At 46.9% G+C, this 20,045-nt stretch carries 18 protein-coding genes; 6 read left to right on the top strand and 12 right to left on the bottom strand.

Translation table 11 applies throughout. The annotated features are described in order from the left end of the window. Positions 1 to 24: 24 nt before the first annotated feature. The 5 genes from AAC978_RS12095 to AAC978_RS12075 all read right to left on the bottom strand — a co-directional run bounded on the left by AAC978_RS12095 (position 25) and on the right by AAC978_RS12075 (position 7,971). Entirely contained in the window at positions 25 to 1,215 is a 1,191-nt protein-coding gene (locus AAC978_RS12095; protein WP_341548306.1) for a DUF3322 domain-containing protein, read from the bottom strand. Next, the gene (locus AAC978_RS12090) at positions 1,205 to 4,603 is read right to left on the bottom strand and encodes an ATP-binding protein (RefSeq protein WP_341548305.1); all 3,399 of its coding nucleotides are present in this window, start codon (positions 4,601 to 4,603) and stop codon (positions 1,205 to 1,207) included. Before AAC978_RS12090 ends, AAC978_RS12095 begins: the two co-directional genes overlap by 11 nt. Further along, entirely contained in the window at positions 4,600 to 5,208 is a 609-nt protein-coding gene (locus tag AAC978_RS12085; protein WP_341548304.1) for a DUF4194 domain-containing protein, read from the bottom strand. Before AAC978_RS12085 ends, AAC978_RS12090 begins: the two co-directional genes overlap by 4 nt. A 54-nt stretch (positions 5,209 to 5,262) precedes the next feature. After that, positions 5,263 to 6,753 carry a DUF3375 domain-containing protein gene (locus tag AAC978_RS12080; protein WP_341548303.1) on the bottom strand — a complete coding sequence of 497 codons (1,491 nt, stop codon included), beginning with the start codon at positions 6,751 to 6,753 and terminating at the stop codon, positions 5,263 to 5,265. Between the two features lie 387 nt (positions 6,754 to 7,140). Beyond that, positions 7,141 to 7,971 carry a DUF3102 domain-containing protein gene (locus tag AAC978_RS12075; protein WP_341548302.1) on the bottom strand — a complete coding sequence of 277 codons (831 nt, stop codon included), beginning with the start codon at positions 7,969 to 7,971 and terminating at the stop codon, positions 7,141 to 7,143. A gap of 260 nt (positions 7,972 to 8,231) precedes the next feature. On the opposite strand from AAC978_RS12075, the gene AAC978_RS12070 reads away from it, so the two are divergent. The 4 genes from AAC978_RS12070 to AAC978_RS12055 all read left to right on the top strand — a co-directional run bounded on the left by AAC978_RS12070 (position 8,232) and on the right by AAC978_RS12055 (position 10,074). Further along, positions 8,232 to 8,444 (top strand): DUF2922 domain-containing protein, encoded by a 213-nt coding sequence (locus AAC978_RS12070; RefSeq protein WP_341548301.1) that lies wholly within the window; start codon positions 8,232 to 8,234, stop codon positions 8,442 to 8,444. A gap of 146 nt (positions 8,445 to 8,590) precedes the next feature. Then, positions 8,591 to 8,815, top strand: a complete 225-nt coding sequence (locus AAC978_RS12065) for a DUF1659 domain-containing protein (RefSeq protein WP_341548300.1) — start codon at positions 8,591 to 8,593, stop codon at positions 8,813 to 8,815. Between the two features lie 36 nt (positions 8,816 to 8,851). Then, positions 8,852 to 9,091: a DUF2922 domain-containing protein gene (locus AAC978_RS12060; protein ID WP_341548298.1), complete on the top strand. Its 240-nt coding sequence runs from the start codon at positions 8,852 to 8,854 to the stop codon at positions 9,089 to 9,091. Positions 9,092 to 9,351: 260 nt separating this feature from the next. Beyond that, the gene (locus tag AAC978_RS12055) at positions 9,352 to 10,074 is read left to right on the top strand and encodes an ATP-binding protein (RefSeq protein WP_341548297.1); all 723 of its coding nucleotides are present in this window, start codon (positions 9,352 to 9,354) and stop codon (positions 10,072 to 10,074) included. Positions 10,075 to 10,386: 312 nt separating this feature from the next. On the opposite strand, the gene AAC978_RS12050 is transcribed toward AAC978_RS12055, so the two are convergent. Beyond that, positions 10,387 to 12,360 carry an FAD-binding protein gene (locus AAC978_RS12050; RefSeq protein ID WP_341548296.1) on the bottom strand — a complete coding sequence of 658 codons (1,974 nt, stop codon included), beginning with the start codon at positions 12,358 to 12,360 and terminating at the stop codon, positions 10,387 to 10,389. A gap of 124 nt (positions 12,361 to 12,484) precedes the next feature. Between AAC978_RS12050 and AAC978_RS12045 the strand changes: the two genes are divergently transcribed. Further along, the gene (locus AAC978_RS12045; RefSeq protein WP_341548321.1) at positions 12,485 to 13,396 is read left to right on the top strand and encodes a LysR family transcriptional regulator; all 912 of its coding nucleotides are present in this window, start codon (positions 12,485 to 12,487) and stop codon (positions 13,394 to 13,396) included. A gap of 203 nt (positions 13,397 to 13,599) precedes the next feature. Here the strand turns inward: AAC978_RS12045 and AAC978_RS12040 are convergent, their stop codons facing one another. From AAC978_RS12040 to AAC978_RS12015, 6 genes are all read right to left on the bottom strand, one after another. Further along, the gene (locus AAC978_RS12040; RefSeq protein WP_341548295.1) at positions 13,600 to 14,370 is read right to left on the bottom strand and encodes a type II toxin-antitoxin system Phd/YefM family antitoxin; all 771 of its coding nucleotides are present in this window, start codon (positions 14,368 to 14,370) and stop codon (positions 13,600 to 13,602) included. A 139-nt stretch (positions 14,371 to 14,509) separates the two neighbouring features. Then, positions 14,510 to 15,517 (bottom strand): acyl-CoA dehydratase activase, encoded by a 1,008-nt coding sequence (locus AAC978_RS12035; RefSeq protein ID WP_341548294.1) that lies wholly within the window; start codon positions 15,515 to 15,517, stop codon positions 14,510 to 14,512. Continuing rightward, the gene (locus tag AAC978_RS12030) at positions 15,499 to 16,593 is read right to left on the bottom strand and encodes a hypothetical protein (RefSeq protein WP_341548293.1); all 1,095 of its coding nucleotides are present in this window, start codon (positions 16,591 to 16,593) and stop codon (positions 15,499 to 15,501) included. Before AAC978_RS12030 ends, AAC978_RS12035 begins: the two co-directional genes overlap by 19 nt. Further along, complete coding sequence (locus tag AAC978_RS12025; protein WP_341548292.1) at positions 16,586 to 17,527, bottom strand: acyl-CoA dehydratase activase-related protein; 942 nt, start codon at positions 17,525 to 17,527, stop codon at positions 16,586 to 16,588. Before AAC978_RS12025 ends, AAC978_RS12030 begins: the two co-directional genes overlap by 8 nt. A gap of 225 nt (positions 17,528 to 17,752) precedes the next feature. Then, entirely contained in the window at positions 17,753 to 18,082 is a 330-nt protein-coding gene (locus AAC978_RS12020) for a type II toxin-antitoxin system RelE/ParE family toxin (RefSeq protein ID WP_341548291.1), read from the bottom strand. Then, the gene (locus AAC978_RS12015; RefSeq protein WP_341548290.1) at positions 18,075 to 18,380 is read right to left on the bottom strand and encodes a type II toxin-antitoxin system Phd/YefM family antitoxin; all 306 of its coding nucleotides are present in this window, start codon (positions 18,378 to 18,380) and stop codon (positions 18,075 to 18,077) included. Before AAC978_RS12015 ends, AAC978_RS12020 begins: the two co-directional genes overlap by 8 nt. Positions 18,381 to 18,556: 176 nt before the next feature. On the opposite strand from AAC978_RS12015, the gene AAC978_RS12010 reads away from it, so the two are divergent. Then, positions 18,557 to 19,795 (top strand): DUF401 family protein, encoded by a 1,239-nt coding sequence (locus tag AAC978_RS12010; protein ID WP_341548289.1) that lies wholly within the window; start codon positions 18,557 to 18,559, stop codon positions 19,793 to 19,795. Positions 19,796 to 20,045 lie beyond the last annotated feature (250 nt).

Raw genomic sequence — 20,045 nt, 5'->3', positions numbered from 1 at the left:
TGGAAACCCCCTTCATTGGACGTATTAGTTATTTTGATGCAAGCTATCGACAGCTCCTTTCACTTCCTGAAAAGCCACCCTCTCCTGTTCCAAACGAACACCCTGACCCCAAGTATTGTTTTGCAGGGAAGATAACATCCGGTGTTCATCTGCTGTCAACCGATTCAACTGTGTAAAGGAAGGCTTTTCTTCTCTGACCCATAAGTGCTGATGACTCATCAGTATCCTTTCATCCATAAGCAGCGACTGGGCCTGAGGTAAAAAGCTGCGGACTAGGTCCAAAATGGCAAATCCGTGGGTATCGATATCTCCCCAATAGTAGATCTCTTTCTCCTTCAACCAAGTCACGGACTTCAACACTTCGACACCGTATCCCAACCCGAAGATCACCAACGCTTCTTTGACATCAGGAAAGCATAAGCCATTGATTTCATTCTCGGTAATAAACACCTTGGATACCAGAGAATTAAATTCTGCCAGCTGTTCCACCGGAACAGTTAAATCAGAAATGCCCTGAAGATACTGCTGCTGATCAAGCAAGCGCAGCCTGACCTGAACCGGCTTGACCAGCAATCCGTAACGCAGCTCGAATGAGGAAGCGCTGTGATCAATGGCCTCGTCCGGCAAAATAATATTTAGTAATTCCGTCAGAAGTCCTTTCCTTTGTTCAATGAACTTGGTATCAATACCGGGAATATCCAGTTGCCGCAGATATGAGCCGCAGCGTGGATGACTGACAAACCAGCTTAGCGCAGCTAGAATACCGCTCCAATCAGCTTCGGCAGCAAGTACTTTGTGGGGAAATTTAACGATCCATTCCTGCAAGGCAGGCCATTTAGGTTGAATCAGCCTAGCTAACTCCAGGAACTTTTCTCCTTCCCGCTCTTTCCTTAATAAGCGCAGGGCATCCTGTATATTAGGGATAAGGGCATGGGTTGGCAGAAGGTTTCGGCCCGATTGACGGTGAACCATTTGCTTCTCCACCAGTTCATAACCAAAGCCAGTCTCCTGCTTGCTCTGATTTTTAAGCGACTTGATCCAGCGGGAGATTTCAGCGAAATTCTCGTTTACCTCACTGCTTCGCGGCCTTTTCAGGGGAATGCTCAAGGGAAATAAATCATCAGGCATCAGCAATGAACGCAAAATTCGACCCGAATCCCACTTCCGCTGTACCTGTTCTCGAATCCATGGAGGATTAGACCACTTAATGGACATATTGAGCCACCTCCCTGGCCTTTCGCTCTTGCTCATACTCCTGGATAGAAATATCCCGTAGCATAGATTGATGTTTAACATCATCATGATGAACGAAGCCCACATGGGCAATAAATTTGGCGATTGTGGGGATTTTGAGAAGGGGAGTGACAATTAGCAGCTGCAATTCCAGCTTTTTAAAGAGTTCCAAACCAAAGCGTGCCGATTCATCCGAACTTTTCAAAAACGCTTCATCAATGACCACGAAACGGAAAGATTGGGGCCGGGATTCCTGTCCTTCTAAACCAAAATGATAGACCAGACTGGCCGCCAGAATGGTGTAAGCCAGCTTTTCCTTTTGACCTCCTGATTTTCCGCCGGAATCAGTATAATGCTCATATTCCTCATCAGTTTCCCGCCATCTTTCCGAAGCGGCAAATAAAAACCAATTGCGAACATCAATGACTTTTTTGGTCCAGCGCTCATCCCTTTCTGTCTCCCCAGGCCGTCCCCGGAAGCGCTCAATAATGGCTTTCACCTGTAAGAATTTTGTTTCAGCATATTGTTCATCCTCAGGGCCACTCAAAGCCCCTTCAGTGCAGGCTTTCAGCTGAACCCGAAATTCTTTAATATCCGTATCATAGGTTTCTGCATACTCTAGACGAATATATCTTCCTTCGTTATAGTCGATGGCGTTCAGAGAACCGTTAATCTGTTCAATCCGGGTCTGGATGGTATCCTGAGCCTGTTTTAATTTGGCCTGGAATAAAGCGATTTGATTGATAGTGTTTTCATGTAGCAGTTGCTTAAATCGCTGTTCAAATGCTGGCAATCCGTCGCCTTGCAGCTGCACCAGCATCCGGTCATATTCAGGCAAGCTCTCCAGATCGGAATCAATCTCTCTTGTTTCTTCTGGGTATTTATAATTATAATCTTGCATGGCCTTAACCATCTTGTTTTTGAGCCGTGAAACTTCATCGGCCAATGTATTGCGTTCCCTTTCAATCCAGTCCAGATAGTCCCGTTCCAGCATTCTCCCATTGTCCAGTGTCAAACCGGAATTCCGAAAAGCGTCTGACTGGTGCTGTTCTAGGTAAGGATAGACCTCTTCCCGCATAGCCAACGTAGCTTCAGCCACAACCTTTACCGTGCTCTCCTTATCGCGCAACAGAGCTTTTCGATCATCTTCCATCGTTCTCTCATCTTTGTGGGCCTTCACCACAACCGTTACATGAGTTTCCTGCTTCTGCATCAGTTCAGTCAACTGATTTTGGAGCCCTTGTAGGATATCGTTTTCCTGCTCCAGTTTCCTCTTCAATTTTTCCTTTTCTTCAATGTCTTTTTCCGCTGTATTAGTGTCAATGTCGGCAAAATCGTCAATATTCACCATACCGGCAACAGCCTGAACACGCTCCTGACTTTCCTGCTGCTTCCGGTAGATTTCATCCATTTCCTCAAGATAGAATTGAGCCTCATCCCTCAAAGTCTGCTCGCTTTCCTCCAAAGCGGCAATTTTTCTCTGGTTGGAAAAGCCCAGCACATAGCGGCGGCGGTCATTGATGCCATGGCGATCGTCTTTTTCATGACGTTTGCCCCCAGTCTTCATCTGCCCAGATTGAGTGATGGCCTGAGCTTCCCGACGAAATTGCTCCATTGTCTCGCAACAAACATGAGCAAAGCGTTGGCGCAGCTCCTTGCTAAGCCAAACGCCGAATGGCGTACCAGGTCTGATGTTCAGCTTTTCGGCTGCAGAGAAAGAATTCTGTAGGCTGGAAGTAGACGGTCGGCCCACATCCTGAACCCGATAATAGACCAGCCGCATCCCCAACTGCGTCCGATCTACCCACTGCATGACGGCCTGATAATGACGCTCCGGCACCAGCAGCGATAGACTGAAGCTATGCAGCAGCCTCTCGATAGCTCCTTCCCAACTCTCCTCCCCTGCTCTGACTTCCAATAGTTCACCGACAAAAGGCAGTTCTTCTTCCCCGATCTGCAGAACCTGACAAAGTTGTCGGCGTTTCTCAACGAATTCCCGGGGAATACTGGACGTGCGGGAGCGAAGGGATGCCAATTCTTCATCTATTTGATCAGCCGCTCTCCTTGCCTTACCCTCCTCTGTAACGGCAGTTTTAAGATCTTCCTTTAAACCTCTCTGCACTTCTTCTTCACTTTGTTTAAATTCCACTAATCTCCTTTGATTAGCTAGAAAGAAAACCAAAGAATTAGGCGTAGGCAGCCTAAGTATTTGGGCATAGCGGGTATAAGTCTCCATATTTTTCTTGAGACGTTCAAGAGTTCGCCTATCAGTCTCAATATCCTGGGCTAATCTTTCCAGAGCATCCCCGCCATTAGCATAAATAGCTCTTTCAATTCCTTTGATCTTCTCAGCCAAATCACGCTGGATTACTTCCGCCTGTTCTCGCGCCGCCACGGCCAAAATAAGTTTCTGCTCCTGTTTGGCTATTTCAACGCTCAGCAAATCTAGCCTCCGTTCGGCGAACCAGGGACCTAGAGCCTGGCGTGCTTGATTTAGCAGCTTTTGTTTGTCTTCAAGCCGGAGACAGTGATTTCCCTGATCAACAAGAGGAGCCAGCAGCTGAATCTGCTGCTTGGCTTTAAGGACTGCTTCATGGGCCCCATTCAGATCGTGAAAATGCTTGATTAGCTTATCCACGTCTTTAGCCGTATCAGGAACTTCCAACATGTTGGTTCGAACAAAATCCGTCAAAGCCTCCACCTTTTTCATAGAGATGGTCTGCTGAAACAGATCCAGAGCCTGCTCCTGAACAATACCAAATTTACGCCGAAAGACTTCAGCATAGCGAGTATAGTCTTCATAGATCTGAATCCGACTGCCAGTCTTTAAACGTTTTTTCAGAGCTCGAACATCGTTGTTAAATCTGGCAAAGTCCTGTGTAATCCACATCTCTTTATCAGCTACAATATAAAAACGGACCGGAGACTTCTGGGGATCTGGAAACCAGAAAAATTGAGCCAGAGTAACATGTTGAGACAGGCCCTGATCCAAAAACGTTGCCAAGATAACGGAATAGTGATTGGTGTCCCGCAAGGAATCAGGCTGACCATTCCCCTCACTGCTTCGTTTCTGGCCAAAATAACCACGCACATAAGAGGTGACTGAACGCTCCTTGGCACTAGAATCAGCTGCTTTGTTATAAGCTACCTTCCGCGGATGGACCAAAAGGGTCGTCAAAGCATCAACTAAAGTGGACTTACCCGAACCCACATCCCCCGTCAAGAGACTGGTTTCTCCTTGGGGAGAAAAGGTCCAGACTTTGCCGTCGAAAGTACCCCAATTATAGACTTCAAGCTTATGCAAGCGAAATCCCGGTGTAGCGCCAAAAAGTCTGCCCGGTTCTTCGGACTCCAGATTTAATGAACTCATGACTTCACCTCTCCGTCCTCTAATTCACCGGCATTGGCGTAACGCCGATATTCTTCGAGTCGCTCGTTGAAATGGCTGAGCCACTCCCCTGTCACAAAATTGCGGAGGATACGCTGAACTTCAAAACGATCTTCATTGCCTCGTAAACGACGCAAAAAGCCCATTCTCTCCACTCGATCGATATGTTTATCAATGTCAGCCATTAATTTTGCTTCATTGGTGGTATCCCTCAAAAACAAGCTCATGCGCTCGGCTATCTGCTGCCTAGTGATAATAAGCCGCTGATCTCCGGTGGTTGAATCAAACTCGACCAATTGTTTCCGTAGGAGCACAAGCAAAAGGCTAACCGGATAGCTCAACCCATGACGAGGCACCAATCGGGGAATAGCCTCTTCACCTTCTCCGTAAGAACGCTGCTTCAAATATCCATAACCGTCCAGCTCATCTACAATTAAGGTGAGTCCAATTTTACCCACATAATCTTCAATTTTATTTTTCTGGACTCGAATAACTTCCCAATGGTCTTGATCCGTTTCTTTAAAGACAATATTTTTAAAAAGTGCGACTACAGTGCGTGAAAATGCCAAATCATCCATTACATTCATGACCTAGTCCTCCCCCACGGTTCATAACCTCCTAAATCTATAACTAGCAAATTCTTAAACCCGCTGAAATATTATTTTAGCCAGCTTGGCTACTCGCTTCGTTCCTTTTTCATCCTGCCATAATACTTCCTCCAGTTCGTCGGGATGAAACGACGCTCGTGAGCTTTCGCTGGCGATGACCAAATAGGTAATAAGTTCGCTCAGCCCCAGCTCTAGAGGAAAATGTCCAATAATTTGCGACAGATTAATCCTATCCTGAGATTGCAACAAGCAGTCAATCCGGTCTTTAAGTTTCTCCTTATCCACGTAGACCTGGGAGAACAGCGCTTCCACCGGAACATCGTCGCTTCCTGCGTCCATGATGTCATCCTTCAGTTCTGGCCGCTGGGGAGGCGAAAATAAAGGTCTATCCAAGGGAAGGCTGATTTCCGGTTTTACCCCATCAATTTCCATTGACCAGTCCGTGGGCGGGGTATTGCGGATTGCCAAAGCTTTTCCTTCAATTTCCCGCACAAGTTGGTTGATCCGGCGCTCTTCCTCCAGATAATTCTCATCCACATACCGCCTTAACTGCTGGGATAGAGCAGCTACAGTTTCTTGGACATGGGCGCCAGCATTCACCCAATCATGATGAATATAGCGGATATTTCGGCTCGGGCCCATTTCCTGCACCGGTTTCATCTGTAAAACTTTATCCAATGTGTCTTTAAAATCATCTTGATAGGATGAAGACATTAAAAATCTCCAGAATGTAGCAAAACTCTTTCCTTGCTCTGATTGGGCAATGCCGTCTTGTTTTGCAAAGATTGATTCCAATAATTCCCCTTTTCCTCGCTCCCAGGTGGCAATCCGTTCCCGCATCCCCCGGTCCAGTTCTCGAAAATTCTGTTCTACTGCCCGGAAGTCGGCCATAATCTCCCGCGCAGTCGTCATCGCCTGCCAAAAACGCTCCTTGATTTGCGTTTCATCCAACAGCTCTACCTGCCCCTTCTGCACTCGGATAATCTCCTGCTCAATCTCAACTTTGCGTCGTTCAAGCTCTGCCAAGCGTAAATTCGGATCGGTTTGAGAACGCTCCACTATCTGGTGCAGGAGTTCAAATACCGTGATCAGGCGTGATTCTGTACCGATAAAAACTTGTTGTCTTAAACTCAGTAACCACTCAATGGCTTTCTGGGCTAGGGAAGTTACATCAAAATAAGGCTCATCCTGTCCCAGTGGATAGAATTTCCGCAGCCAACCATGTTCATCATTGGCCCAGTCATCCAGGTATTCTCGTCCTGAGCGTGGAAAGAGGAAGTCATCACGTCCCTGATTGAGCAGCTCTATAAAGCCTTCCAGGCGGCTGATTAACTCTTGTTCAGCAATTTGCCGCCTGTTTTCGGCAATAAATTCTCTATAGAGAAAAGATGCCACAAAAGGAGCCTGAGATGAGGTTAACAAACGCCAAGCTGGATTCTTCTTGCGTAGTAATTCCAAAAACTCGAAAGACATATGTTCCGAAAACTCAGTTTTTTGCGATACCATCGAACGACTTTCCTCCATCTGATTCCTTCTCTGTTAAAATATAGATTTCGACAACTTACAGCTATTTCCTTTGCAAATCAAGAATTGTCTGAAATTTGATGAACCTAGAGTAGGCTATAGATTTATAGCAGCAAATTTTGAAATCACAGAAAACGTGACACTCGAAATTTCTAATTAAGAAATGGCTTTGTAACCTTTTTTCGCGACTCCATATATCGTTTTAGTAACATGCCAGGTTCAGCGGTTCGAAAGAGTTATCATTCCACTATAATAGCCTATATCGGTGGAGTGGTTACATCCTTACATCATCTCCATCCTTTTCAATTCGCATAAAATATCACACCCCAAACAAGCGACGCCCATGGCCCCGCTCACTTGAGCACCAATCCTTACTTCCCGCCAACCTTACATCTGCCCCTTTAGCCCATTGGTCAAGAAATCAACGATCTTCTTCTTATACGCCTCAAAGGTGTCCGGTTCCTTCTGTTCGAAATCCTTCAGCTCCCTGAGCAATTCCTTGAAGTTGGTGTCTATACTCTCATATAAAAAAGCGATCCGATTGGCTTTGGCCTTATGATAGGCAACTATAAGGTTGTTGCTCATTCTCGTGATGGCCTTGGCCGAGGTATCCTCCTTCTGCGATTTTAACTCCAGGCTCAGCCTCTCGGCTTTCGTCATGGCTTCTGCATAGGACTTGCTTAATCCCTCGGATTTTAGCTTTAGATCAGCCAGCTCCTTGGTCAGCTTGGCGATCTGGCCCTTCTGATCCTCCAGGGTCTTTGAGAGTACTCCAGTTTCCTGCACAGCTTGATCCCGCTCTTCGATCGCCTTGCTTCGCTCCTGAACTGCCTTTTGCAGTTCCCGGGCGGTCATGCTTTCCAAGTCCAGCTCAGCAATGAACTGGGCCCGCTCTTCCTCCGGCACGCCCAGGAGAATCAGCGCTTGGCTATAGCTTAGATCGGGCAGTGCTTGGGAGGTCACGTCCGCTGTGGTGAGCTGTTGACCCCCATAAGCAGTGAAGATGCGCATCAGCTGCTGGGCTGTTCTATCTGAATAATTCACAGACTCTTCCAGCCACTTCAACCATTCCCCATAGGGAACCAGCCCCCTGGCCTCCTTCAATCGGCGGCCGACCTCTATGGCACCGGCCAAAAGGATTTTCCCGGTTTGCTGTTTAATGATATTGATTTCCGACGCAATGACGAGGGGCGTTCGTTCTGTGAGCCATTCATCCATCCTGACTTCAGACCCTTTCCTTACTAACTATATCTCCATCATATGGAATATTGCTCACAGTGGTGAACACCTTCTATCAAACAGCCTGTCCGCCAATGCGAATACATCTTCGTATTGGCGGACAGGCTGTTTTTCACCCTTTAACCCCCTTTATTCTTTTGTTCCCCTCTTTGCCAGGAACTTTTACCTAGTGCCTGTTCATATGCTAAATAGACAGGCCAGAAGGCTATCGTCAATCGATGGAAAAGGAGGTGAGATCAATGGCCATCACGACAACGAAGGTGCTGCGGTTGACGTTTGCCACTTCCGGTGGAAAAAACCTTACCATCACCTTGCCCAATCCCAGAGAAGATCTGACAAAGGCTGAGATTGAAACAGTCATGGATATGATCCTGGCGAAGAATATTTTCTTCACCTCCGATGGCGAGCTAAGTTCAAGCGGGATACGCGGCTCGTGGTACCTCAACGGATGATCTTTACGATCCTCCGTTGGCTAAGTTATACCCCTTTTATTTTTCTGATCCCCCCTTATCAGGGACCTTTGCCTAGTGCCTGTTCATATGCTAAATAGACGGGCCAAGGAAGGCCATCGTCAATCGATGGGAAAGGGGGTGAAGATATGCCAGTTCAGTCGATACCTCTGGGTTCCACCGTAGCGATCAGATACCAGGTCGGGGAGACCCCTGCCGGTTCACCGGTGATCAGACAAAAGAGTCTGAACGATGTCAAAATTGATGCCTCGGATCAAGATATCTACGATGTAGCGGCAGCTCTATTCAGCCTAAGCATTCATCCCGTGATCCAGACGATCCTCAGAAAAAATTACGATTTAGTGGAGGAATAATCCCCCACTGACGTCAAGCTTAAGGAGGTGAGATCAATGGCTATCACGACGACGAAGGTGCTGCGGTTGACGTTTACCACTTCCGGTGGAAAAAACCTTACCATCACCGTGGCCAATCCCAAGGAAGGCCTGACGAAGTCTGAGATTGAAGTAGTCATGGATACAATCCTGGCGAAGAATATTTTCTTGACTTCCGGTGGTGAGCTAAGTTCCAAGCGGGATGCGCGAATCGTGGGTACCTCAACGGATGATCTTTACGATCCTCCGCTGAGCTAAGCCGGGCATAGAAAAACGAGACTGCGGTCTCGTTTTTCCCTCAACTCTTTAGTCGCTATTATCTACCTTTGGGCTATTCCATTTTCTAAATATCCTGGTATTTCTGTCTGCTACTGTTCAATAAAGGCAGCGGGATACACCCATAAATAAAATACAACTTCAGATGAGAGGTAAAGGTTTGCAATAACGTGACTTTTCGCACACCCTCTCTTCTTTCCTCATGCTAAAATAAAAGGATAATCTCAAAGGAGGGTCCAATAATGATCAGAAAGATTATCAAAATCGATAGCGAAGCGTGCAACGGTTGCGGACTATGCATTACCGCCTGTCATGAAGGAGCGATTGTGCTGGTAGACGGTAAAGCCAGCCTGCTCCGCGACGATTATTGCGACGGGCTTGGCAACTGTCTTCCGGCCTGTCCTATGGATGCGATCTCTTTTGAAGAAAGAGAAGCGGCCGAATTTGATGAGGAAGCGGTCAAAAAACATCTGGAAGGCCACCATCACCATCATGAACATCATGAACATACCTTAGCGTGCGGTTGTCCTGGCAATCATGCTGAGTTGCTGAGCCGTCCCGAATCCACCTACAAACCCGAAACTCAGCCGGAGACCAAATCTCAGCTAAACCAATGGCCGGTGCAAATCAAGCTAGCTCCCCCAAACGCCCCCTATTTTGATAATGCCCATCTCTTGATCGCTGCCGACTGTAGCGCCTACGCCTATGGGAATTTCCACAACGAGTTTATGCGCAACAAAATCACCCTGATCGGTTGTCCGAAACTTGATTCTGTGGACTACAGTGAAAAACTAACGGCTATCCTGCAGCAAAACTCACCAAAATCCCTGACCCTTGTCCGCATGGAAGTTCCTTGCTGCGGTGGTTTGGAAAGTGCTGTGAAAACTGCTCTCAAAAACAGCGGCCAAGTCATACCCTGGCAAGTCGTCACCATTACAACCAACGGCCGAATCCTCGAGGTTTAGATTTAACTAGGAGAGGATGGGCAACGAGTATTGGCTATTTGCAGGAATTGCTCTCTAGCATTTCAGAGGTAAACTTTCTTGTGATCAAATACGAGTACGAAGTGGAGCTATCCCTACAATTCTATTCCCCTGAAAGCTGCCATAATCGAGGTCTTCGATCAACTACAACCAAAAGCAGAAGGACTAAACACGCAGTTCAGTCCTTCTGCTTTAATTATTCCTATTCGCTTTTAAGCCAACTAAATATTACTCTGGACTTTCAAGACGCAGCGTTGAACATCTAAACAGAGTTCACACGCTCATGCCTCGCCGCTAGATCGGCCGCCGGGCGGCGTTGCGGCCTGCCAGTCGTCCAAAGGTGGTGCTCCGCCCGGCGGCGGCACCGGCCAGCAGGTTGATGTAGCTGCCGTGAAAATACCCTCCTGAGCAGTCTCCTGCCACGTACAGGCCCTCGATGGCGTTGCCATCTTTATCGACAGCATTCATGTCGGTGTTGATCTTGATGCCATCCATGGTGGCGATCAAGTAGCCACCACACTGGCGAGTGCCATAATAGGGAGCGGTGCGGAGTTGGGAAAGGCGGAAGGGCTCTTTGGCGAAGTCTTCATCCTTTTGCTTATCATAGAGCTCATTATAGCGATCGACGGTGGCCTTGAGGTTATCGGCAGGAATGTTCAGCTTCTTGGCCAGTTCCTCGATGGTATCGGCCTGGACGATGTAGCCCTGCTTCTGAAGATCGGGATTCATGACATTCAGGATATACTCCATGGGGAAAACCGATTCCGTTCCGTTGGCGTGGGGATAGAGGCGGGAGCAACCGTGGCTCTCAAAGCGGTTGATATCTTCAGGATGGTTGGCGTCCCAGATCATGGCATAGGTATGCTCCGGCAACAGGTTGAAAGCGGTATGCAGAATATGGTCATAGCTGCCGGATTCATTGGTGAACCGGCGGCCCTTCAGGTCTACCTTCAGGAAGGGCTGGGAGCCCATCCAGAACCAGCCCGCATCCTCCGGACCGGTGGCATCGGGTTTTACGCAGGCGCGGTCGAAGATCATAGCCGCATGGGTCTCGTCCATTTTACCGCCGGCCCATAGGCAGGCTTTGATCCCCTGCCCGGAACTGCCCGGGAAGGAATAATTGACCCCAGTCATCTTTAGGGTCTCGGGCTGGAGGGCCTGGAGCATCCCGGTGTTGTTGGAGTAGCCCCCCGTGCACACGATCACACCCTTGGCAGCGTTGTAACGGACATATTGATCGCCGGTTTTGGCAAGAATGCCAGTGACCTTGCTCCCGTCCTTGAGGAGCTTGATCAGCTCCGTTTCGTAGTGTACCTCAAGCCCTTTGGCCTTGTAATCGTCCAGGAGGAGTGACATGGAGAATTGGGACTTGTATTCCTTTCCTTCCCATTGGATGGAATGGCCCACATCATAAAATTCGAATTTTTCTCCGGTGTTGTGGTTGTCCACTTCATGGAGGATCTTTACATCATGCTTGGCCATCCGCTCGGTATACCAATCGATCGCCTCCCCGGAATTATCTGCCCACGCCTTGTAAAGCCTCTGGTCGCCATAACCTTGGGAGTGCTGATACATCATGCGTATCACGTCAAATTTATCCGGGTTATCCTTGTTGGCGATCTGCTGTTTGGTGCCAATAGCCGCAATGGTATCGCGGATGCCGGAGCCGCCGAAATCCGTGCCGAATTTCTCGACTAGGACCGTCTTCGCTCCTTCTTCAACGGCTGAGCAGGCCGCAAAGGTGCCGGAGGTGCCGGCGCCAATGACAACGACCTCATAATCATAGGTCTTGACAATCTGGCTGTCCGCAATCTCCGGTGCCTCCCCGAGCCAGTCGGCACCTGTGGCAGCAGAGGAACCTTGGGAGACAAGGACAGCCTTGCCGCCGGCTTGCGTGATGCAGTCGGCTGCTGCTTGCATTACCGCCTTGCTGGTGACGGATGCACCGGATACCCCGTCCACCTGCACGCTCTGACCGTCAAGGATCTGCGCGATCAAGGTATCCTTGGCCGCCTGGCCGATCCCTACCGTCTCGTTGGCTAGGTCAAGGGCTACATCGGTGATGCTGTTCTCATCAAAGGTCATGGTCACGGTAACCTCGCCTATCCCCTGGGCTTTGGCCGTATACGTGCCTGGGGTATAAGTCCCCCTCGGGGCGTTGGTATTCGAACTTGGCGAGCAACCGCCAAGGATACCCAGGGCACCTGTGCTCACGACACCTGCGGCGGCGGCTTTCAAAAAGTCGCGGCGTGAATAATCCCTTTTCATTTTAATCCCTCTCTTTTCGTGCTTATTTGTATTGGCAGCTACATTCTACCAACTTTACAAGTCTTCAAAAAGCAGTTATAATTTTCACAAGGCGCAAGCAATTGCTTGCGTTTGGAGGGATGAAATGGCTATTTTTAAGCTGAAGGCCTTTTTGATTTGTTGCGAGGAAATGAATTATACCAAAGCCGCGAACCGCCTCTTTATCTCCCGGCAGGCACTGAGTCAGACGATTCGTTCCCTGGAGACTGAGCTTGGCACGACCCTTTTCAGCAATTTACACAACCGCCTTTCCTTAACCGCCTCGGGAGAAACGGTGCGAACCTATGCGGAAGAGCTAATTCACACCTATGAATCCATGCTCATGAAGATTAGCGCGGTTGAGGGAAAGACCCTGCGGCTTGGTATTTCCAGCTCCCTTCTGCCGTTCTTCACCCCGAAGCTGCCCGGCTTCTTGGATGAGTTTGAAACTGCTCACCCGGAACTACCGCTGGAGTTATTGCCACTGACAGCTGATCAAACGATTGCCAAGGTCCTGTCCGGAGAACTGAACGCCGCCATTCTGGTCATGATGGACTGCGACATTCCCGGAATCACCGTCGCTCCCATCTGCAGCTTTCCTCTTGGGGTGACCTTTGCCGAAACCCACCCTTTTGCCCAAAAAGAACAGCTCAGCATCGAGGATCTGGCCGGCGAACAGTGTCTCGTTTGGGGTTCCCCAGAGTTGACTATGCAGCCGCTCTATGACGCTATGCAAAAAGCCGGGGTTCAAATCAACTTCGAAGTCATTCCCTCAGCCAAGACGGCGTTTTACCTTATGGAGAACGAGCATCGCGTAATGATTGAATACGCCTATCCGAATACACGGCAACTTCAGGTGGAGCAGAATTGCCCCCTTGCCGATCACGCCTTTTCGTGGAACCTGGCCTTGATCCATAAAACGCAGAAAAGTGTCTTACCGTCGCTTACCCTGCTCCATAATTTTCTGATCGCTAAGTATGAAGATCATACTTTGTCCCGCTCTTGCAAAGGACATTAGTGAGAACCCCTGAAAACATGCTGAAGTTCGTTTCCGCGGAAAGGCGGGCATAAGAACAGGCTACCCTGGAGATCTAGGCATCTCCGGGGTAGCCTTTGTCTTTGCCATTGTGCAGCGCAGTCACTCTCTTACTCAAAAACTGGTGCTGACTATATTTCCTATTGTTGCTCCGCTACAAAGCTTTGGGTTGGTCATTGTTCCCTTCAAGGAAACACCAAACTCCCTACGATCTCCAAGTCAGGAAACGCATACGACTGCACTGTATCCTTCTTCCGATAAGTCATAAAATAGTCTATATCCAAATCTTTAAACCCATACACCAAGATAACCTCCTGATCGGGATCAACAATCCAAAACTCCCTGACCCCGGAGATCATAAATGTGTTCAGTTTATCCACCATGTCTTTGGTCCGGGTGCTTGGGGATAAAATCTCCACAACTAGGGTTGGTGTGCCCATGTAGCGGCCTTTCTCATTTGTATTCCCAGCCATATCACAGGCCACAATCAAATCGGGCTGCATCACGTCAGGGTCTTTGAAGCCTTCTTTCCGGAAATGGACATCGAAAGGGGCATAAAACACTTTGCACTGTTTTCCTTTGAGATACTCCTTGAATTCAACATACAAGTTTCCCGAAATCTCCTGATGGATAGTGCTAGGAGAGCTTAACTGCACGATTTCACCGTTAATGAATTCTAAACGCAAATCGCTCGTTTCGTAGATTTCCATAAATTCTTCATAGGAAACCTTTTTGCCTCCATACTGATAGTCCAGAGCCTTCTCCTTCATGAGAAAATAACGGTCGCTGTCCGTGATATAGGGAGCGAGCCTTGCTGCCTTTTTACCGTTTTTAGTGATGACCACTTCATTGTCACTAATCACATAGTCCAAGTAGGCGCCAAGATTACTCTTAAGCTCCGTAGCAGTAATCGTATCGTGCAATTTATTTGTATTTTTATCTTCTAGTTCGTCCACAAGTCCAATCACCTCCGTACGATAATTATATAATATCGTACGATTACCATCAAGGTCGTTGAAGAGAACGATGGATCTATTTTCCTATGAAGATACCCAATTAAGATACCCAATTAAGATGCCCTATTAAAATAGCCCATCAAGACACCATTTCATCAGCCTTAACAACCGGCGCCTCCTTGCTCACGGGTGCCTCATTGCCTCGTACCGCACCCTTATCGCATTTGTTCCCCCAAGCATCAATCAACTCGTCATTCCGGTAAACACAAATGACCTCACAGTTATTGGGGCACCCCTGACATTCTACGCCACGGGTGTCAAACTGCATCTCCGTCATACTGAAGCTAAAATCCTGCTCCTGACCTGAGCTTTTAGCAAGCAGGGCCACCCCTAAGGCCCCCATTAAGTGAGCATGCTGATCCACATGAATGGTTTCCCCGGTTGCTTCCTCAAAGGCTTTAATCACCCCGATATTTTTGCTGACTCCCCCTTGGAAGACGATGGGGGCTTTAGTACGTTTGCCCTTGCCCACATTGTTCAGGTAATTCGCCACAACCGCCTTGCATAGTCCAGCCACAATATCCTCCTTCTTATGCCCGATCTGAGCCTTATGCACCATATCGGACTCCGCAAAAACCGTACAGCGAGCCGCTATTTTGGTGGGATTCTGGGAACGCAAAGCCAATTCCCCAAATTCCTCAACTTCCAGCCCCAGCCGCTTAGCCTGGGAAGACAGGAAAGAACCTGTTCCGGCGGCACATAAGGTATTCATGGCGTAATCCACCACGATACCGTCATCGACAATAATAATCTTGGAATCCTGACCGCCGATTTCAAAAATCGTCCGGACATCAGGGTACACGGACAGGGTTCCCACCGCATGGGCGGTAATTTCATTTTTAACCACCTGAGCATTGAGCAAAGCACCGACCAAGCGCCGGGCTGATCCAGTGGTGCCCACGGCTTTAACCTGGATATCTCGACCTTCAATCTGAGTTTGGAGACCCCCGATCACATCTTTAACGGCCTCCACCGGATTCCCTTCTGTCCATAGGTATTTCTCAGCCAATATCTTATTGTTTTGATCTATGATGACACCCTTTGTAGAAATGGAGCCGCTGTCCACTCCTAAATAACATTTTGCCATTCTTCTTTTTCCCTTCTCATTAGAAGCATGTCATGGAACGCTTCCAGTCTTGTATGCACACCGGTTTCTGAGGTCTGAGCATCAAAGCTGAAATACAAGATCGGCATCTTATAATCACTGCTAATATTTTGCATCATGGGCATGGAATTGACTTCAGGGGTGCAACCAAAGGGTTTGATGTGAATGACCCCGTCATATCCTGCCTCAGCCAGCATTCTCGCCCGGGCCACACTATCTGTACCATCAGCACCGATTTCATACTCTAGGTATTTCCCTGCCCACTTTAGCAAATCGCTGGATTTGGGATGATGGCGCAGTAAATAGGATACGGTGATAAACCGGGTGACTTGGATGCCCTTTTTAGCTAACTCCTTTTCGATAAAACAGCTACTAAAAGGCTCCATAAGGGTGTAGAGCTCTCCCACGATCCCTACCCTGAGAGGATTTTGGGGTTTATTGACCTCTAGTTGGCGAAACAGCGCATCGTATTTCCGATAAATCTTGTCCAACTGCCGGAAGCCTTCCACAGCTGGAAGCTCTTTGAGAAATTCTTTCTGTAGCCTTTCAAAGCTGCCCTCCTGAACTTCAAAACCAATGTTGGCCCGGATAGTGGCATCGATGGAATCCATGGCTTCGATCATTTTAAAGGTCAGTTGAAAGTAATAGGCGAATCGGACAAAGGATAGCTTGGGATTCAAACGCTTGAAGCGGTTAAAAAAGGCAACCGGGTTGACATTTTTGTTGTCGATGATGCTGATGAATTCAAAATCATAACCCAGATCTCTTAAGATCTGTTCTTGAATTTCACCATAATACCCGAAACGACAGCCGCCGCCGGACTGAACTAAGATATTCGCTCCTTTTTCTAGGGCCTCAATATAGTTGCCCAGATTATACTTAAAGGGCACACACACAAAGTCCGGGCTGTACTTTGAGCCTAGCTCTAAGGTCTTCTTAGTCGTTGGTGGCGGGGACAAAATCTGAATGTTTTCTAAGACATGTCTGATCAGAAATTCGATGGCGATATGATAATTTCCCATGTGGGGGAAACTCATGATCTTTTCCTGGCTAACCAATTTGCGCGTTCCTCCCGGCTTTTTTTCTTTCCATGATGATGTCAACGAAGCTTTCAATTCTTGTCTGCAAGCCTGCTTCTCCCTGCAGTTCATCCACAATCAGATTAGCCATGGGAACACCTTTTATTTTTCTCAGGCATAATTCATTGACTAGGGAATCAGGCCCGCAGGGGAAGGTAGAAATGAAGATGATCCCGTCTATTTCTCCCTGATAATGATCAATGGCACCAATGAGCTCTTTGTTGTAGGTCCAATATAGGTTCTCGGAGATGAGCTTTGACTTTTCGGACGTTTTCTTCTTATCAGCGATATTGGCATAAATCGGCACAATATCTAAGCTTTCCAGGTAATTGATAATGGGATAACCCACCACCCTGTCATAGGTGTTATAGTCATGAGAAACAATCAGGATCTTCAGCTTGTCTCCTGTCCGGATCAGGCTCTCCTGCTCTGCAGCCAACTGGTGTTCCTTCTTTGTTTGGATTGCTTTCGCTTTAAGATAGGCTTTTAATACCTGGACAGGATTTTTGCCCAGTTCTCTACCCATCCTCATAAACCCTTTGAATTCACTTTCCTGATTAGCCACATCAACGTTGTAGCTGAGCAGGTTCACATCTTTGAAGGTGTTTTTGACGATATCGTAGAGGGCATTGAACTTAGTGCATACTTCTTCATTTTCGCCAAAGCCGACAATCCGGGGCACTAAGATGTAATCTGCTTTTCCTCTTAGGTAAGCAAGATGGCCCATGTAAATCTTTGCCGAAAGGCAACTCTCGTCTATGGAATGATCAATGCCATCCTTCAATATCTTCTTATTGGTTTCCGGACTTAAAATGACCTGGCAGTTTAAGTCCGCAAAAAATGTCTGCCATAGGTATTGGTATTTAAAGTATAAAAAGGCCCTGGGTATGCCTATGGTGATTTCACCTTTCAATAGTCTGTCACTTCTTTCTGTCCATTTTATCGATTTGGGCCAATGTTAGCGAAATGCGGTTATTTGCGACTTTAGCCTCAACTGTTAATGCCCTAATGGTAATTCTAACCATTTAGGCGAAAATTACTCCATTGCGGCGTCAAATTACATTCTTAGAGGCAAATTAAAAACGCCGGCCTATTTGCCGACGTTGATTAATGAATCATCAGGTTATATTAATTTGCATTATGGAATAAATCGATTGAGCAAAATATCCTCCATATTTCTCCTGCCATCGATTACGGCAAGAATCCAAACCTTGTTTTCTTCAATCTTATATAAAATCCGCCAAGGCTGGATAATTAACTCCCGATAAAGGGTAATACCATGATATCTCAACTCCGGAACAACTCGACCTTGATGAGGTAGTTGCCGTAAATTGGCGGATTTTTGCCTGATAGTTGTATATATCCTTGCTGCGATATCTTTATTATCATCGACAATATAACTAATAATATTTCTTAAATCCCGCTGAGCGGTTTGCGTCCAAAGAACCTGATAGATCATATTATTCATGATTTTCCACTGTGTTTTGCATCGCCGATATGCCTAATTCTCGGTCCATGCTTGAGAAAAACTCTTCTTGGGATAGGAATTGGCCTTTAGCAATATCCTCTTCTCCCTGAGTCAGAAGCTTTAATAGCCCAACAGCATTTTTTAGTCTTTCGTAGGACTCTGTGTCCAGTAAGACAGCTCTGGCTTCTCCGTTTTGTGTAACGTAAACAGGCCGTCGTGATTCGTTAACCTGGTCCAGTACCTCGGCTGCATTGGCTTTTATATAAGAAATAGGTCTAATATCTTCTTTACCCTTCAATGCTAGATCACCACCCTATACAAATATAGTACCAAATATGGTCCGTCGAGTCAAAGATTTCTTGCCGAGACGGCTAATGCTACAAGGTGAAAAGTTATACTTACAAAACCTATTGACAACATAGGAGAGAATACGGTCTAATTGTTGTATTATTCTGAAGTGAGAGGAATTTTGAGATGGCTGTTGCAAAGTTATTAATAGTATTCGTAATAATGATGATTCTTCTTTGGCGAAAGATTCCTTTAGTTTACGTAGTCATCGGAGCTTCTGCGGTTTTAGCGTTTCTTTTCGGCACTGATTTGCCTGGATTTGCAAAAATGGTATGGGAGGCAACCAAGGATCCATCCACCATAGAAATCGAAGTAATTTTGGCCTTAATCATGATTCTTGAGCTTATATTGCGTAAGCAGGGTTATCTAGAACGTATGCTCAATGCTCTAACCTCCTTAATAAAGGATCGTCGGATTGTCATGGCTATCATTCCTGCCTTTATCGGACTCATGCCCAGCGCCGGAGGTGCCCTTTTTTCGGCACCCTTAGTGGAACAGGCCGTGGGCAAAAGCGTCTCTGCAGTAAACAAAACCTTTATCAATTTTTATTACCGTCATATTTGGGAGTATTTTCTACCCATTTATACAGGGGTACTTCTTGTCTCAAATATTACGGGCATTCCGCTTCCTCGTGTACTTATGGGGCTTATGCCCTTTGGTCTCTTGGTGATTCTTCTTGGACTTCCCTTTCTCTTCCGTATCAAGGTTGATGAAGAATTAGCTGAGGTTACAGAACCACCTAAAGCGGCAACCCTTAAAAATGGTGCTAAGGGTTATCGGCTGAAATCAATCAAGGATGTATTCTTTAGCACTCTGCCTGTCCTAGCAGTGGTTGGCCTTGTTATGGCAAGGGCACCTATTACCTTAGCAATAGCTGCTGTACTCATAGTACTCATTCTAAAGCATCGCTTTACCTTATCTGAACTTCTCGAAATAGCTCGCAAAGCAATCGTTATTAAAACTCTAGTTATGATTTGGGGAATTATGCTTTTCAAGCAGGTCATGGAAACAGTCGGTTCCTTCGATGAATTGCCGAACTTATTAAGCACACTTCCTGTGCCGGAATTTCTTATCTTTGCCTTAATTGCCTTTTTCATCTCCTTTCTAACCGGGCAAACCGGCTCTTATATCGGTATTGCTTTTCCGGTTGTGATGGCAGCCACCGGAGGACAGTTAAGTTTACCTCTGGTAACTTTAGTTTTTATGGCAGGTTCAGCAGGAACGATGCTAAGCCCGATGCATCTTTGTCTATCCCTGACAGTTGATTATTTCAAATCCGATATAAACAAAGTTTTGCGAATGCTGATTATCCCCGAGTCCATTATTGTTGGAGTAGCAGTTCTCGCCTATCTCTTCTTATCTTAAAAGGTTAAAGACGGCCAATTAGCTGAGCACTTACGCACGATCCATGGACCTATGGACCCATGAACCCATGACATCTCAAAGTGAGACTCTATATATTTAGAATACTCTCCAAAATTATTATATTGACATCTGCTTGTACGGACAGTTACAATGTAGGTAATATGATTCATTCCTACCTAAATCATTCTAATGAAGCGCTTATAAGCTCATTGTAATAATCTACAAAAAAAGCTCAGTTCTTTGTAATTTT

The sequence above is a fragment of the Desulfitobacterium sp. THU1 genome (assembly GCF_038181555.1).
In the GTDB taxonomy this organism is placed as follows: domain Bacteria; phylum Bacillota; class Desulfitobacteriia; order Desulfitobacteriales; family Desulfitobacteriaceae; genus Desulfitobacterium.
Note: the sequence above shows the minus strand (reverse complement) of the source record. Positions and strands in the feature narration are given on the sequence as shown.